The organism is Thermoflexibacter ruber (assembly GCF_900113045.1).
Lineage (GTDB): Bacteria > Bacteroidota > Bacteroidia > Cytophagales > Thermoflexibacteraceae > Thermoflexibacter > Thermoflexibacter ruber.
The window spans coordinates 21,958-38,746 of sequence record NZ_FONY01000003.1 but is presented as its reverse complement, the minus strand read 5'-3'; the positions used below and the strand labels follow the sequence as shown (position 1 = coordinate 38,746).

Sequence of the window (16,789 nt, the reverse complement as noted above, 5' to 3'; positions counted from 1 at the left end):
CTGAATAGAAACTCTACAAACCAAATTCTTTTAAGGCATGAGGAAAATTTTTGCTCTCATGAGAAGAATGACAAAGTTTCACTAAAGCAAATCGCTGTAAATCAGTCAGTTTTTGCCATTGAGTTAGTGAGATAAAGGTATTTACTTCTGATAGTTTTTTTACTAAATCTGGCGGAATAGCTTGCAAGTTTGCCCAAACAGGAGCTGGGTCTATGGGTAAATCTGTCGCTTGCTCATTAGTATATCGGAAAACTAATTCTTGCAGGTAATTTCTATAAACTTGTATGCTTTCAAGACTTTTACAAGGCATTGCGGCTAAGTTTGCTTTTTCTTTTTTAGAAAACTTTGCCCATTCTGCGAGCTTGAGCTTGATACCACATGTATCTAATTTGAATCTCACCTGCATAGGGATACAACGTAAGGTATCTATAAAGTCGGTTTCGAATTTGAAAAATATGGGACGATTCATAAGGCTAAGATTTTTAAATGATTCATTACAAATTAATTATAAAAATTTCAAATACTCATTCAATAGTCAGTTTAAGTAATTACTTAAAGTCTTTTATCTATAATATTGCTTATTGATTAGGTATGTTAAGATTTCATGATGCTATACTGGCTGGAAACTATCCTCTAATAGCATCAAGCGACTCAAAATTTTTCTACACTTTTTCTAATTCTTTTGAGTACTTTTGATATTTCTCTAACACTGCTTGCACTTCAGGCTTGCACGAACCACACCCTAAGCCTGCGCCTGATGCTTGGCAAAGTGATTTTAACTCTGTAAAACCTTCATTTATTTTGTTTTGTATATTCCCTTCACCTACTCCGCCACATGAGCAAATCAGTTTTCCTAAGATAGGTTCTGCTTTTTTGCCTGAACGCAGAAGGGCAAGACGCTTTTCAGAAAGTTCTATTTTGTTTTGTATTAGCTCTTTAAATTCTGCAAATTCCGTGTTATCTCCTATCAGTATAGCTCCAATGAGTCGGTCTTGGTGAATGATACATTTTTTATAGTATCGCTTTGCTTTATCTATAAATACAACTTCTTCATAATCAATACTTTCTGGTACTTCTACCACACCTAAAGAACAGATATACGAGCCATGCACTTTGAGAATATTCATCAATAAAGAGCCTTTGTAGTAGCTTGCAATCTCTCCACTGAGGTAGCGGGCTACGATTTCTGCTTGCTGCTCAGCCGCTGCCGTAATCCCATACAACATTCCTTTAAATTCTGCAATTTCCCCAATTGCAAATATGTTATTATCAGAAGTTTGTAAGTATTCGTTTACTACTACTCCACGTTTGACATTAAGCGAAATTTCCTTTGCCAACTCTACATTAGGCGTAGTTCCGATAGCAATGACTATTGCTTGACAGTCTATTTTGCGACCACTTTTGAGCAATATACCCTCAATATGTTCTTTGCCCAAGAAAGTCTGTACCTCATCGTTATAAAAAATATCAATACCTTTTTCAGTCAGCTCTTCGTGCAAAAGCTGGCTTCCTATAAGGTCTAACTGCCTGTCCATCAGACGCGAGATACGTTGAATAATTGTAACTGTTGCACCCATTTCACAAAGCGAAGCGGCAAGCTCAACGCCCAAAAGTCCGCCTCCAATAATGACTACTTGTGCTTTCTGTGGCAAGTAATTTTTAAAATTGTCGGCATCGTAGCGAGTTCGCATGGTGAAAATACCTTGCATAAAAGGAACATTTTTGAGCATTGTTGCTCTGCTTCCTGTTGCCAGAATCAAAATATCGTACTCATGCCAAATTCCACATTCATCTAAGACTTTTTTATTTGCTCTATCTATTTTTTTAATCCCTAAGCCCTTATGTAATATGACCTTAGCTTGTTTTTCTTCACAGCTTCTCATTTTGACCAACTGCTCCCATGCCTGTCTTCCACTGATGTAGTCAGGCAACATTACTCGATTATAAAAGGGGAAATTTTCTTTGCTAAATACTTCAATATCGTCAATTTGATTCAAGGCTCTATAGGACTTTACAAATCCGTAAGCACCAGCCCCAGCTCCTATCACGATGATTTTTTGCTTTGGTTTGTGATATTTTTTTACCTGTACTGCACAAAATTTCAAATCTGGCTCTTTGGATTGGGGGTCTATCAGGTTATGAGTGAGGTTATTAGTCCTATGAAGCTCGCTTGCTAAAATTTTTCCATAGTGCATGGGCAAGAAGACCACCCCTTTTTTAATGTCTGTAGTAATTTTTACTTTTACCCTAAGCCTCCCTCTTAGGTTAAAGACATCTACCAAGTCATTCATTTTCAAGTATCTATCTACTGCATCGTCAGGATGCATCTCCAAAAAAGATTCGCTGATGTGCTGGTTTAGTTTGCTGACTTTACTGGTTTTGCTGCGAGTATGCCACTGGTCGCGGATACGCCCTGTCGTCAGAATCAGAGGAAAAGTAGGCGTAGGAAGTTCTGATTCATTTACATCTGGAACTGCATGGATTATCGCCTTTTTAGTCGAGGTATGAAAAATTTTGTCTGTGAACAGTCGTTTTGTCCCTTCTGGATTGGTCTTCGTTTGCCGATTTTCTAAAGTATATGGATATTGAATAGACTTATTTTTCAACAAATTATAATCTACTCCACTTATATCAATATTTGTTCCCTTAGTAAGCAAGACGTGTTCGTTATAAATCTCCTCTGTGTTTTGGTAATCAAAACCATGAAAGCCCATCTTTTGAGCAAAGCGACATATAATTTCAGCGTCAGGTAGAGCTTCGCCTACGGGTTCTATCGCCTTGGCGAGGTAAGTGATGCGTCTTTCTGAGTTGGTCATTGTTCCTTCTTTTTCTAACCAAGTTGCTGCAGGAAGGACAATATCAGCATATTGCAAGGTTTCTGCTTTACTGGAAATCTCCTGGACTATTACAAATTTTGCTTTTTTGAGTGCTTCTTCTGCTAAGCGTGCATCAGGCAGACTTACCAAAGGATTAGTACAGACTATCCAAATAGCTTTAAGGTCGCCGCTGCGCAGGGCATCAAACATTTCTGTAGCTGTTAGTCCTGGTTTTTCCGAAATTTCTGTTCCCTTCCAAAATTTCTGTATCTCTTCTCGATGCTTGGGGTCATTGAGGTTGCGGTGAGCAGGGAGAAGGTTGGCTAAGCCACCTACCTCCCTGCCTCCCATTGCATTAGGCTGCCCCGTGAGCGAAAAAGGTCCCGAACCAGCTTTGCCAATATGCCCTGTAATTAGGTTTAAGTTAATCAGACTCAAGTTCTTATTTACACCTATTACACTTTGATTCAGCCCCATTGCCCAAAGCGTCATAAAACCTCTCGATTCCCCAATGTAGCTTGCTGCTAAGCGCAAGTCTGCTTCTTCTATTCCGCAAATTTTGGCAGCCTCTTCTACTGTGCGTTGCATGACTGTATTTTTGTATGCCTCAAATCCTTCAGTATGATTTTTGATAAAGCCTAAGTCTATGTTACCCTGTTCTATAAGCAATCTCCCTATTGCATGGTTCAAAACGATGTCTGTGCCAGGGTTCAGGGGTAGATACAAGTCTGCCAAAGCACAAGTCTGTGTTTTTCTTGGGTCAGCAACAATAATTTTTACATGAGGATTCTTTGCTTTGTGTGTTTCTATACGCCTCCATAAAATCGGATGGCACCATGCAGGATTTGCCCCTGCAATAAAAAAGCAGTCTGCTAATTCTAAATCATCATAGCTTGTGGGAACTAAATCTTCTCCAAGTGCCATCTTATAGGCTACTACTGCCGAACTCATACACAAACGAGAGTTTGTATCTATGTTATTAGAGCCTATGAAGCCCTTCATCAACTTATTAATCACGTAATACTCTTCAGTGAGGCACTGCCCTGACACGTAAAAACCTACTGCATTAGCTCCATATTTTTGGATTAAAGTCTTAAAGACGGCAGCAGCTCGGTCAAGGGCATCGTCCCAACTGACTCTTTGTCGGGGCAGGTTTTTATTTAAACGCATTTCTGGAAAAAGCAAACGGTCAGAGGTATCCATTACAGTATAGTGCAGATTCATACCCTTAGAACACAACATTCCTCGATTAACTGGGTGATTCTTATCGCCCTCTATCGTCAGTTTGCCATGCTTATCCTTATTTACAACAATCCCACAGCCGACCCCACAATAGCAGCAGGTTGTTTTAAAAGATTGATTCATGAGCCATCAAATTTGTTGTTAGTTATTAATGCTTAATTATTAGTTGATTAAGTAGTTTTTAAAGTATAAACCATAAGCTCTTACATTACTATGAAAAACCATCATGCAGTCATGCCTAACTTGTATCTGCCCCCTCACCAATTTATTCCATATCTTTAATAGAAAACTTTTTGATGAGTAAACTTAACAACCTGTCATGGATTTCTGCGTAAAGAGGCTCGTGAACTATGTCCTTTTTATTTCTTGGACGTTGGAGGGGAATATCTACTATTTCTTTGATAGTGGCAGAAGGACCGTCATTCATTACTACTATCCTGTCTGCTAAGAAGATAGCTTCCTCTATGTCATGTGTAACCATAACAATAGTTTTGTTGCGGTTATCTAAGTTCCAAAGTTTAAGCAGTTCTACGTGCATGCTGCTTTTGGTCAGTGCATCTAATGCCCCGAAAGGCTCGTCCAACAACAAAATGCTTGGATTAATAGCAAATGCCCGCGCAATCGCAACTCGCTGTTTCATTCCGCCCGAAAGTTCTTTGGGAAGTTTACTGCGATGCGGAATTAGACCAACAGCTTCCAAGTTTTCTTCTACTATTGCTTTTTTTTCCTTTTTCCTTTTGTCTTTCATTACGGCATCTACCGCTTCATAAATATTCTGATATACTGATAGCCAAGGTAATAAGGAATAGTTTTGGAATACAATGCCTCTGTCAGGGCTAGGTCCTACTACAATTTTGTTGTTTACTATGACTCTGCCCTGTGTAGGAGTGACCATACCACTAATTGTGTTCATGAGAGTAGATTTTCCGCACCCAGAGTGCCCAATTATTGCTACGATTTCGCCCTTAGCTATTTGTAAATTGATTTTTTTGATAACTGTAGATATACCTTTAGATGTTCTGAAAGATACACTTACATCTTGTATGTCAATGCTTGTACCTTGTGTATTGATTTTGTGATAGTTATTCTCCGAATCTACCAATATGCTTTCTGAGGTAGCTATGTTAGACTGTTCCAAATGATTAGTTTTCATATACTGTTAGTTTTTGAATAAGGTTAAAGAATTTATCTAAAAGAAGTCCTACTATGCCAATAATAAGAATGGCAATCAAGATTTTTTCTAAGCTCAAGGCGTTCCAGCTATCCCATACAAAAAAGCCAATACCTATACCCCCAGAAAGCATTTCGCCTGCCACAATGACCATCCATGCTACCCCAATAGAAAGCCTCAAACCTGTAATGATGTGAGGTAGAGCATAGGGAATCATGATTTTTACTATGTATTTCCACTTAGAAAATCCGAAAGCTGTGCTTACGTTTTTGTATTCTTGTGGAATAGAAGACACACCAAAAGCAGTGTTGATTAGCGTACTCCATAGAGAAGTAATCGTAATAATGAAGATAGTTGCACCTTCTGCATTTTTGAAAGCAAGCAATCCCAAAGGAAACCATGCCAAAGGAGATACAGGTCTGAATACTTGTACTAATGGGTTAAATAGCCTCATTGCCAGCTTATTACTGCCCATCAACATTCCTAATGGGATGGCGATTAGACTGCCTAAGGAAAAGCCAATGAAAACGCGCTTGACGGAGTTCCACAATTGTAATCCTATGCCTTTGTCGTTGGGACCATAATCATAAAAAGGGTCGCTTAACATTTCTTGGAAAATAAGCCATGTAGCCGCAGGGGAAGGAATTTCTCCCTCAGTAAGTATAGAAATTACCTTCCAAATGCCTACAAGCAATAGTGCGCTCATCAGAAAATAGAGCAACGAGAAAGTATTTTTGATTTGAAAAATTTGCTTCATCATTTTTTAGTAGTTTAAATAGTCCAATGGTTATATTTTTTAGTTTACTGAGCTGTCTTGCTTGCGGCACTAAGTAAAAGCATATTTTAACTTGCTGAATTACTTATAGTACCTCATAGTCCGCATATTCATTTCTTTGCTAATTGCAAGTATTGACTTGGATTATTGGGGTCAAAAGTTATGGTTTCCAAGTTAGTTTTAAAGGGCTTCATATCGTCTTTGGGCAGTGGAATATCCATGCTTTGGGCTACTTCTTCGTAAAGATCATTTAAGATTAATTTATCTGCAATTGCCTTGTAATCAGGGATATCCTTCATCATTCCAAAGCGGACATATTGGGACAGAAACCAAATTGCATGAGATTTGCGCGGAGCATTGACAAAGCCGTTGTTATAAAAAGTCATGTAGTCATCTTTGTACTTCTGTACGCCCAGTTCACACCCCAAGTCGTTAGAACCCAACAAACGCGTCTCAATAACTGACAGGTTAGCATTTACATAATAAGGTTTGGTCAGCCAGTTGGCTGCTTTCTTACGATTTGACATATTGTCCAGCCACTGACAAGCCTCTAAAATTGCTTTCATTACTTTTTTGAGGTCTTCGCGATTGTTTTTTGCAAATTCTGAATTGACAACCAAAGCCTTCTCGGGGTGATGTTTCCAAATATCTTGGCTTGCAATGTGTGTAAAACCCACATTTTGGATAGCGGCAACGCCGTTCCAAGGCTCACCTACGCAGTAGCCTTCCATGTTATCTACTCTCATATTAGCAACCATTTGAGGCGGAGGAATCGTAATAATACCCACAGATTTTTGATTGATTCCGCAGGCTGCCAACCAATTACGCAACCAAATATCATGTGTACCTCCCGGAAAAGTCATCGCAAAAGTAACTTCTTTACGAGTTTGGATATTTTTTACTGCGCTTGCTACTTTGTTGTATTCTTTGAAACCTACCAAACCGCAGAAATCTTTTGAAAGAGTAATACCTTGACCGTTGTTGCTAAGTACCATTGCAATTTTCATTTCCGTTCCTGCTTTACCTCCTATACCTGTATAGACAGAAAAAGGCATGCTAAAAAGACAATGCGCTCCATCAAGTTCGCCACTGAGTATTTTATCGCGGATATTTGCCCAAGAAGCTTCTTTGCTCAATTCTACTGTTACACCATGCTTTTGAAAGAGGTTCATTTCTTTAGCTACCACTAAAGGTGCGCAATCAGTGAGTGGGATAAAACCTAACTTAATGGTTTTCAATGTTTTATGCGATGTGTAAGATGAAAAAGTGAAACACAAAAATAAATAAACGAAGAATAAGAGATATTTTTTCATAGTTTTTGTATTTTAAAATGAGTTTCTAATGAATTGAGGTGAACTAACTTACTTTCAGATTGCCTTACTTGATTGGATTATTGCTTTATCGCCACAGGTTTTACAAAGAAAAAGTCAGGGCGAAGATTGACCATCAAATAAGCCCAAGTAGGAGTTTGGTTTGCTTTATCAAAAGAGCCTAACTTATTGTATTCCAAGCTATTTGTCGCCTTCATAACACTAAATCCAAATTCCAAATTGGTAAACTTGTTCAGGGAATAATTTATAATAAGGTCTATTTCACTCCCCAGATATTTGTCCAATTGTGTGTTGGGCTGAGCATCAGAAATAAGCGTCGTTTGGGTTGCGATAGTTGCAAAATAATGATAATCTAAACCAATGGAAAGTGTATTGGTTGCATACTTGGCTTTGAAATAACCATTGTTTAGTCCTTGCATAGGCGCGCCTGTACCTACATAGAAGTAGTCCATGTAGCCCCAAAACTTGTGAGGTGTACCGTAAAGTGGGTCAAAGCGATTATCGGTAGCACTGGCATCGGTAAAATTTGTCCTGTTTCCACCGCCTATCGTATGGTTGCCAGAGAGATAGTCCCAGCCAGGTCCGAAGCTAAAATTGCCTTTTTGGAAAGTCAGTGCCGCAGTATAGTGCTGCGCTCTCAAGTCCCTACCATCTCTATTTTTGCCACTTTGAAAATACAACCCTACGGTCAGCACCGTTTTAAAACCCAACGAGGCATTACCCATTGTTTTTGTAAGTAAAAATCCATAAGTGTACCGACTATTTACCCCTTCCCCTTTGCGGTAATTGCGACCATAGACATATCCTGTAGTAGCATTACCGACGGAGTCAAGTTGATATACTCCAAAGTCGTCTTTAAAAAATAGCCCTGCAAACTTAGTTTGCCCAAATTTGCGACTTAGATAAACAAACTGCATGGATTTGTATTGCTGATTCATGCCGTTGGTGCTTGGTGGATTATTGAACCTTGGTGTACCGCCCTTGCCATTGGTAGGAACAAAACCTACAGGTATCTCGACCACCCCCCCTTGCGTGCCAGCTAAAAATTGAGGGACATTGGCGGGCGCGTAGCCCGTACCCGTGTAACCAAACGCATCGGTATTCTGGTTGAATGCACCTCCAATATCTACTTGCCAGCCTTTGTGTAAGGCTTTTAAGACGACTGCATCATGTCGGCGTGCCTGCTGTAACCAATCTAAGTTGCCCAAAAGACGAGAGTCATCATAGAGTAATTCTTGCCTGCCAATTTTTAGAGAGAGATTTTCTATAAGTCTAAATTTAAAGGTAGTATCTGCCATATTAGCAAGCACTACTTCTGCCCAAGCCTCATGTAGCATAAATTTGCTGCCATCACTATTGCTAATAGAGGAAGCATCTTGTCCCCATATTCTTACGTCTTGTATCGAGGTTTGAAAATTAAGTCTTTCCCATTTGTAGCCAAAGGTCAAGCGAGTGCGTTGCGAGGTAAAGAAGGCTGCTTTTGCATCATTCAGATTAAGCGTACCAAAGCCATTGCGGAGTTCGGAGCGTGTGCGAACTTGTCCAATGAGAGAAAACTGTGCTTTTGTTTCAGAAGTGCAACCAAAACAAGTAATTCCCGTAAGTAAAATAATCAAGTAGATTTCTTGATAAAATAAGAATTTACTCATAATTTTGTTTAGTTTTAAGTTAGCAATGATTTAAAACATCTCATCCCTGTAAGAACTGCCATTCTTGCGGGGATTCTTTATGTGTTTCTGTGAGAAAAATCTTTAACCAAATGAAAACTGCCATTTTCTTTGGCACAGACCCACACAAGTATTTTTAATCCTAAGATGAAAAATCACCTTAGCCCAGTATTAGCAAAGAAGAATGATTTGTAATTTTTGACGAATGTATCGCAAAGCATTGATATATCTATCAGAGGCTACATTCGCACTAAATTGATTTGGTTTGGTGAAGAACGAAAGGCTCAGTACTACTCTACTATAATTAAGTAAGTAAACAATTCTAAAGCTCTTTTACCCTCTCTCCTAATTTTTACCCAACAAGGGAAAGACTTTTTGATTATCGATATTTTGACTCCCTTTTTTGGATAAGAGTTGGGTAAGGTGCGGTGATTCTTGCCCACTTACTTATATGCAAAATAAAACTTGCTTTTCTGGTCTAAAAAATTGATAATTTGGTTTGACTTAAAACGCAGCATAGACTTTACTGACCACTTCTGCATATACTCCAAGACGTATGCTACTATTTAATACTAAATACAACGCTTAATGAAAAATTTGTTTAAGTTAGCTTAGTCAAATTTTTTATACTTTTTATATTCTTATTTTGTTTGTTTGTTTGTTTAAAGAGGTATAATTCAGTAAATTAGACTTCTCTCTAATTTCATTTTCATACATGAAGCGACTCTTACAAAAAGTGATAATATATTCATTAAGCGTTAATACTTAGTATTTATACCCAAAGTTAATAACAAAAAATTACAATCCAAATTTTTAATTATATTTTTTTTAATTTTTGCTTATAATTTTTGCTAATTTTTATAATTATCTGTTTTTTATTGCATTTTTTATAAAAAAATATTAATTTTATAAAAATATAAATAAAATAGATAAGAGGCAATACTGTGTTTCTAAAAAGATATTTCTATGTTTAATGCTTCTTATTAGCTATAAAGCGGACATTTTAAGTAGTTATGATGTATGCAAGACTACTTAATTAAAAATACATTTACTTATTTTTAGTGGCTTACCAAACAACGCAAGATTAACTTACTAATAATCTTTTAATTACAATCAATTAAACTTATGCAGCCTCTTACAATAGCGCGTCGTTTTACGCGTTTGTATGTGCTTGCCCTCTTGGGCGTTGCGTTATTAAGTATTTTGGGACAGATTTTGGTACAGTTTACCCTTAAAAATCACCTTAACGATTCGTGGGTAGTGAACTATGCGGGTAGGCAACGTTTTCAAAGTCAATTAATTACTAAAAATGTAGTTTTACTTAATCAAACTACTATTCCCATAGATACTACTTTTTACTTAATGAATTTAAAGACCGTTCTTAACAATTGGGAAAGCTATCATGAGGGCTTGAAAAGTGGAAAAATTAAAAATTCGAGCATTATTGTTCCTAATACTCCAGAGATTTACCAGCTCTTTGCTGATATAGACCCGCATTTTTACTTAGTAAAGAACAATGTAAAAAAGATAATTACAATGTTAGAAAATCATAAAGCAGATGATACAACAATGAAAGAGGCTATCCGAACTGTTTTAGCAAATGAATTTTTGTTTTTGCACAAAATGGATAGAATTGTCTTCCAATACGACAAGAATGCTCGTGAAAAGGTCAAGACACTACAACAAATAGAATTCTTACTAATTACTTTTACGCTGATAATCTTATTATTAGAAGGCTTTTTTGTTTTTCGTCCCGCAGTCAATACCCTAAGAAAAACTATTCTCCAACTCTTAGAATCTGAAAAGAAAAAAACCTTGATAAATCAAGAACTTTCCATGATTAATAATCAGCTAAAGCACAGTAACCAACTTTTGGAAGCTACCAAAGAAGAATTATTACAAGCAACTCAAAAACGCTATCAACAAGAACTCAATGAACATAAAATTACAACCATAGCACTCTTACAAGGGCAGGAAGAGGAGCGAAAAAGGATTAGCCGAGAACTGCATGATGGTATTGGACAAACACTAACGGTAATGAAACTACTTGCTGAGAAGATAAAAAATTTAGAAAGTCTATCTGCAAAAGAAAAAGTAGTATTTTTAGAACTCAAATCCATGATTTTCAAAACAATTCAAGAGGTTCGTAATATTTCACATGACCTTATGCCTACGGTATTGAGTGATTTTGGGCTTGCCTCTGCGCTAAAAGATTTAGTTGAGCGTTATGCAAAAATTACTTCTGCAAAAATCACTTCTGAGATAGATTTGCCTATGCAAATATTAGATAAAAATACGGAAATCAATATTTTTCGTATCGCTCAAGAAGCTCTTACCAACGCTGTCAAGCACTCAAAAGCTACAGAAATTAAACTAAAAGTTGTACAAAATCAAAAATACTTAGTATTTTTACTGGTGGATAATGGTATTGGGTTTCAACTCGGAGAATATAAGTCAGAAATAACAAAAGGAAAAAGTAACGCCACTTATGGACTACAAAATATGAAGCAAAGGGCAAGTTTGATTAATGCTCAGTTGCAGATAGTATCGGTAATGGATAGAGGAACGAAAGTAATGCTGAAAATTAAAAATTAAATATATTAATGAAAATCAAAGTTTTACTTATAGATGACCATCATTTAGTACGAAAAGGAATCCGTCTGCTTTTAGAAGACGTAGAAGATATAGAAGTCATAGGCGAAGCAAGCAATGGAAAAGAAGGATTGGAAAAAATAAAAATGCTGCAACCTGACCTTGCCTTAGTAGATATTAGTATGCCCGAAATGAATGGGATAGAAATGGTTGGAGAAGCAAAAAAACAATTTCCACAGGTAAAATCACTGATTTTATCTATGCATAACAGCGAAGAATACATTTTACAATCCTTAGATGCAGGGGCTTACGGATATATGCTCAAAGATTCTACCCAAGAAGAAATGTTAAGGGCAATCCGCGAGGTAAATAGAGGCGAACGCTTTTTTAGTAATGCAGTTGCCAATTTGATTGTCAATGCGTATATGAACCTAAATAAGCAAGTGCAGCACCAAAACGATAAGAAAAAAACAATTCTTTCTGACAGAGAAAAAGAGATTATAGCACTTCTTATTGAAGGTTTAAATAGCAAAGAAATTGCTGAAAAATTAGACCTTAGCGTAAGAACAGTAGATAATCACCGAGCTAACATTATAAAGCGACTGCAAGTGCGTAATACTGCCGAGCTAGTAAAAATTGCTATGGAAGAGAAACTGGTAGAATAATGGCTTATTATTCTTTTTACTGTTCATAAATTGTAACTATTATAAAATATACTCCATCAAAAGTGGTTTTGAAATTTTCTTTACTCCAAAGTCCCTGTTCTCTGACACTTTCCGTGTAAAACTTAGGTAAGCATTGGACTTTTAGACTAACACCATAGGTGTACTATTTTTGTAGAAAATAATGAATAAAACCGCGTAGCGGTGGCATATTTCACGCCTACGACCTTGCTGTAGGTGGGTTGGGCTTGCTCTTTTCTACCAAGATGACAGCCCTACGGGCTTAAAGTTAGATGTAGTATTGTTCATTGGAAAAAGTGTCAGAGAACCAAAGTCCCTTTCTCAGCAAGAGAAATGGATTGAAAAATCATTTTATTTCGAATATAAATATTTACGCATGTATCTTTCTGCTCAAGGAACAGGTATTAATTTATTGTTAAATCTCTGACACTTTGCGATCAAAACTACTTTATATAAAAATTACTTTTCAGCAAAGACAAAGTTAATGAACCTACGCTATTTAGGCATGTTTGAACGCTATTATGCCTCCCTAATTATATTTAAAGCCAATTTTCATATTAAAAATATTGCAATACTTAGTTTTGTATATTTGTTTATGCAAATTTTGTAATGTTAAATAATTATAAAATATTGGGCTTATATTTGAATAAGCAAATAAGCAGTTTTGTGGCTTTATAAATTATCCCTAATTTTGTAGCATAAATTAGTAAGGTAGGTAAAGCTAAGAGTCGTTTGAATGCATAGACTGAACTTATTAATAAAGGTTGATGATTAAAAGCTGATAATGAAAGTACATTGATGACTAAGATTCATTGATGAAGCCATAGAGACTTTTCATTTTCATATTTACTATGTTAGACTAAGGGCTTTATTTGTGATAAAGCCCTTTTTAAAAAGAATTTCATTAAAATATTTTCAAAATAGAGTTATATTTATTAAATTTGCATCAATAAAGTATGCTTTTTTTTGAAAATATGTTAAATTTTAACAAAAAACATCTAATATTTAAAACCTTCTGTCAAGCATTTACGTTATATAGGTGTAGTTTGATTAAAAAGAGTTAATAGAGTTTTTCCAAATAAAGATAAAGATTTTTCATTTTCATATTTACTAGATAGTCGACTAAGGGTTTTGGCTTTGCTAAAACCTTTTTTATTTTATTAGCCTGATGCTCAAAACCAATCAAATATTTAATCTACTTGATAAATAGCTTTTTCACTTCCTTATTCTAATTTTGTAGAATAACCTAATATTGAGATACTCATCTAACTGTAAATTAACTATTTGAAATATAATGCAAGTACATTACGGACTTGAAAATATAAGTAAACTTCCTCACACAGTAGTAACAAGCGGTACTTTCGACGGAGTGCATATCGGGCATCAAAAAATCCTCCAACGCATTCGAGAAATAGTAACTCTTTTAAGAGAAAAAGAACATAAGCACGCTGAGTCTGTCGTGATTACTTATCACCCTCATCCGCGTTTGGTGCTGTTTCCTGATCAAGCAAATTTATTTCTACTTTCCACCTTAGATGAAAAAATAAACTTGATGGAAAAATACGGTGTAGAGCATTTGCTTGTTATTCCTTTTGACAAAGAATTTTCCCAGACAAGCTCAAAAGACTTTATTCAAAATATACTGATTAATAAGCTCAATACTAAAAAGTTAGTCATAGGCTATGACCATAGATTTGGCAAAAATAGGGAAGGAAGTTTTGAGTATTTACGGGCAAATCAGCACTTGTATCCTTTTGAAATAGAAGAAATACCACGACAAGATATTGATAATGTGGCAATTAGTAGTACAAAGATTCGTAATGCTCTTATTCAAGGTAAAATAGAAATGGCAAATGAATATTTAGGACATTTGTACATGCTCTCAGGGCAGGTAGTCAAAGGGAATCAAATCGGAAGGACTATTGACTACCCTACTGCTAATATGGCTATTCCAGAGAAGCACAAATTAATTCCAGCAGATGGTATTTATGCAGTGAAAGTGATTTATAATGAGTTGATTTACAAGGGAATGTTATATATAGGCTCTCGTACAACGCTAGGGGAGGACTTACAAAGAACCATAGAAGTCAATATTTTTGATTTTGATAAAATGATTTATGGGGAAAACTTATCTGTTGAGTTAGTTGCTTTACTTCGTCAAGAGATGAAGTTCAATAGCATAGAAGAAATGAAAGTGCAGTTAGACAAAGATAAGGAGGTGGCTCTTTACAAATTAGCACAAATTAAAGCATAGATTCATGTAATAGTGTTTGAAAATTAGAGAATGTATGTTATTATTGATTAAAAATATTTATATATTTGTAAAGAAGGTAATTCAATAAAAATAGTCGTTCTTTATAATCTCTTGGAGATGACCGTTTTGTAGTGAATCTTAATCCTCTGTATTGACTAAGTTTAGTAAGTTATTTTATAGGCAGTAATATCCAATACATACAATTTTATACTGACAAAGCTACCAGCTTTGGCACATAGTATCCAACTATTACCAACTACATAGCAACATGGCAACCAAAGTGATTTCTTTTGTAACGCTCAAAGGTGGCTCAGGAAAAACTACACTGCTGATGCTAACGGCAGCGGCAGTACATAACCGTACTCACAAGAAACTCTTAGTAATTGATTCTGACCCACAGCGTTCTGTAAAGCAAATTTATGTGCAAGAAAATAACAAAAACTCTTACGATGTATTTGCTTTTAATTGGAATCAGCCCAAGCCCGATGAGAATTTTGAGAAAGTACTTACCATTGCTAAAAGCAAATACGACTTGATTTTCATGGACTTGCCTCCCGGACGCATTACAGATACAGAAATTTACCACAGTATTTTGCGCTCAGATGTACTAATAGTGCCTGTAGTAGCAAGTGTACTTGACATCAACGCTACGACTACTTTTTTGGAAACGCTACCTGAAATACTTAAAGATAAAACAACTCCTTTGGAAGTGTATGGTGTTATCAATAAACAAGACCAAAGCATAGAGTACAAGCATCTTACTAAGTTAGCAGGCATAGGAGGTATGCAGTTATTTTACTCTCCCTTGTCTAACTTAGTGCGTTACAAGAGAGGTATTTCTACGGTACACGATATTACTTTGCCCGATGCCAAGGAAGACGAATTCAATATGTATTTTGATGAATTTTGTACTAAGTGCTATGTTTTTTAGCCCAATTTTGACCTCCTGACTAAGTGCTATGTCCCTTTAGTATTGATGCTTAGCCCAAGGAGTTTAGCTATTTCTTCTATAGTTTGGGTCTGCTCATCTAAGGCTTGAATAGTTTTTAAAATACGTTCATTTCCCTGAGGATTTTTAGCACTTATTTCCATATCAAAAGGAGGCTGTATAGTTCTGGCGCACTGGAGCGAATGAGCTAAGTTTTCTCTCATCTTCTCCGCCAAATTTTTGTCTAAGACGGTCAGCAAATCAGCTAATCCTTTGCCTTGAAAATTGCTATACCTTCCTTCGTAAATATTTACCATACCTTGAATATTGGCAATAACGTCATTGTGGGTATTATCACTAAAGCAAGAATGTTCGTCTTCTTGGTCGTGATTAACTAAGGCTACTCTCATGCGTTCCCCACCTAACTCGGCTCGACTTAGGCTACCCCAACCTGTCAATATTTTGGCTAATGAAGTATCTACATCTTTGACAAATTCACTCCTATAGTTGTCTTTTTCATCAGGATTCCATTGTTTAATGACTTTTGCCAAATCTTCTACTAACAATTCTGCACAAAGTTGTAAATATTTTTTTCTGCGGTCTGCATTTTTTGCTGTAGTATAGTCAGTAAAACTTCTTTTTCCTGCACTCTCCTCATACAAATCCTGCCCCCAGAGTAAAAACTCAATCGCATGATAACCAATACTTACATTCTCCTCGACTCCGTCTTGTTCATTCTTGGCTCTTAGGGTAGCTTTGTCTAAGTTGATACTGAGGTCATTAATGATGCCGCTACTAAGATTATCTTCGACATAATCTATATAGCTTTCGTCAAGTGGCCAAGCATTGATTTGTGGTTCTAAGTTATGCTGTGGGTGGTCTATGGGACTGCCATAGAAGCGAAATACCTCTGTTTGCGAATATACTTTTCTTGCTGCTAACCATGCTTGTTTGGTTTTTTGGAACAAATCGTCAGAAGGAGAAAAGACGAAAGAATCAATTGCTATTTTCAATGCTAAAGTATGTTGGTAAGCATCTTGATAATTCAGGTAAGCTATTTGGGCATAATCACGTACCACTTCTGCTTTTAAGTTGTTGATTTGCTTAGCGTTATCACTACAAGCAAAAAGTATAAAAAGAAGAAAGAAGATGTATTTTATTTTCTGCATTATTTTAGTTATCAAGTTTGTTTAGACTAATTCTAAATAGATGCAAAAGTAAATGTTTTTTTAATGTTAGCAAATTTTTGTAAAGGTAAACTTTTGTTTTCTTACAATAGACTTTTTACTATTTGATTTTCAATAGATTACTTTTTAAGACTTAGATGATT

The 16,789-nt window shown here is 36.1% G+C and carries 11 protein-coding genes; 4 read left to right on the top strand and 7 right to left on the bottom strand.

The window, feature by feature from the left end:
• Nucleotides 1-13: 13 nt before the first annotated feature.
• The 6 genes from BM141_RS02175 to BM141_RS02150 all read right to left on the bottom strand — a co-directional run bounded on the left by BM141_RS02175 (nt 14) and on the right by BM141_RS02150 (nt 8,984).
• Nucleotides 14-469: a nitrate reductase associated protein gene (locus BM141_RS02175; protein WP_091539255.1), complete on the bottom strand. Its 456-nt coding sequence runs from the start codon at nt 467-469 to the stop codon at nt 14-16.
• A gap of 193 nt (nt 470-662) precedes the next feature.
• Nucleotides 663-4,181 carry a nitrate reductase gene (locus tag BM141_RS02170; RefSeq protein WP_091539251.1) on the bottom strand — a complete coding sequence of 1,173 codons (3,519 nt, stop codon included), beginning with the start codon at nt 4,179-4,181 and terminating at the stop codon, nt 663-665.
• A gap of 142 nt (nt 4,182-4,323) precedes the next feature.
• Nucleotides 4,324-5,211: an ABC transporter ATP-binding protein gene (locus BM141_RS02165; RefSeq protein WP_091539249.1), complete on the bottom strand. Its 888-nt coding sequence runs from the start codon at nt 5,209-5,211 to the stop codon at nt 4,324-4,326.
• Complete coding sequence (ntrB, locus tag BM141_RS02160) at nt 5,201-5,989, bottom strand: nitrate ABC transporter permease (RefSeq protein WP_177217237.1); 789 nt, start codon at nt 5,987-5,989, stop codon at nt 5,201-5,203. Before ntrB ends, BM141_RS02165 begins: the two co-directional genes overlap by 11 nt.
• Nucleotides 5,990-6,114: 125 nt before the next feature.
• Nucleotides 6,115-7,242, bottom strand: coding sequence for a CmpA/NrtA family ABC transporter substrate-binding protein (locus BM141_RS02155; RefSeq protein ID WP_245763964.1), 1,128 nt, complete (start codon nt 7,240-7,242; stop codon nt 6,115-6,117).
• Between the two features lie 152 nt (nt 7,243-7,394).
• Nucleotides 7,395-8,984 carry an alginate export family protein gene (locus BM141_RS02150; protein WP_143090762.1) on the bottom strand — a complete coding sequence of 530 codons (1,590 nt, stop codon included), beginning with the start codon at nt 8,982-8,984 and terminating at the stop codon, nt 7,395-7,397.
• Nucleotides 8,985-10,127: 1,143 nt separating this feature from the next.
• On the opposite strand from BM141_RS02150, the gene BM141_RS02145 reads away from it, so the two are divergent.
• The 4 genes from BM141_RS02145 to BM141_RS02130 all read left to right on the top strand — a co-directional run bounded on the left by BM141_RS02145 (nt 10,128) and on the right by BM141_RS02130 (nt 15,462).
• Nucleotides 10,128-11,597, top strand: coding sequence for a histidine kinase (locus tag BM141_RS02145; RefSeq protein ID WP_091539243.1), 1,470 nt, complete (start codon nt 10,128-10,130; stop codon nt 11,595-11,597).
• 8 nt (nt 11,598-11,605) lie between these two features.
• Nucleotides 11,606-12,259 carry a response regulator transcription factor gene (locus tag BM141_RS02140; protein ID WP_091539242.1) on the top strand — a complete coding sequence of 218 codons (654 nt, stop codon included), beginning with the start codon at nt 11,606-11,608 and terminating at the stop codon, nt 12,257-12,259.
• A 1,312-nt stretch (nt 12,260-13,571) separates the two neighbouring features.
• The gene (locus BM141_RS02135) at nt 13,572-14,531 is read left to right on the top strand and encodes a bifunctional riboflavin kinase/FAD synthetase (protein ID WP_091539240.1); all 960 of its coding nucleotides are present in this window, start codon (nt 13,572-13,574) and stop codon (nt 14,529-14,531) included.
• 268 nt (nt 14,532-14,799) lie between these two features.
• Nucleotides 14,800-15,462, top strand: coding sequence for a ParA family protein (locus BM141_RS02130; protein ID WP_091539237.1), 663 nt, complete (start codon nt 14,800-14,802; stop codon nt 15,460-15,462).
• A 26-nt stretch (nt 15,463-15,488) separates the two neighbouring features.
• On the opposite strand, the gene BM141_RS02125 is transcribed toward BM141_RS02130, so the two are convergent.
• The gene (locus BM141_RS02125; RefSeq protein ID WP_091539233.1) at nt 15,489-16,628 is read right to left on the bottom strand and encodes an imelysin family protein; all 1,140 of its coding nucleotides are present in this window, start codon (nt 16,626-16,628) and stop codon (nt 15,489-15,491) included.
• Nucleotides 16,629-16,789: the final 161 nt, after the last annotated feature.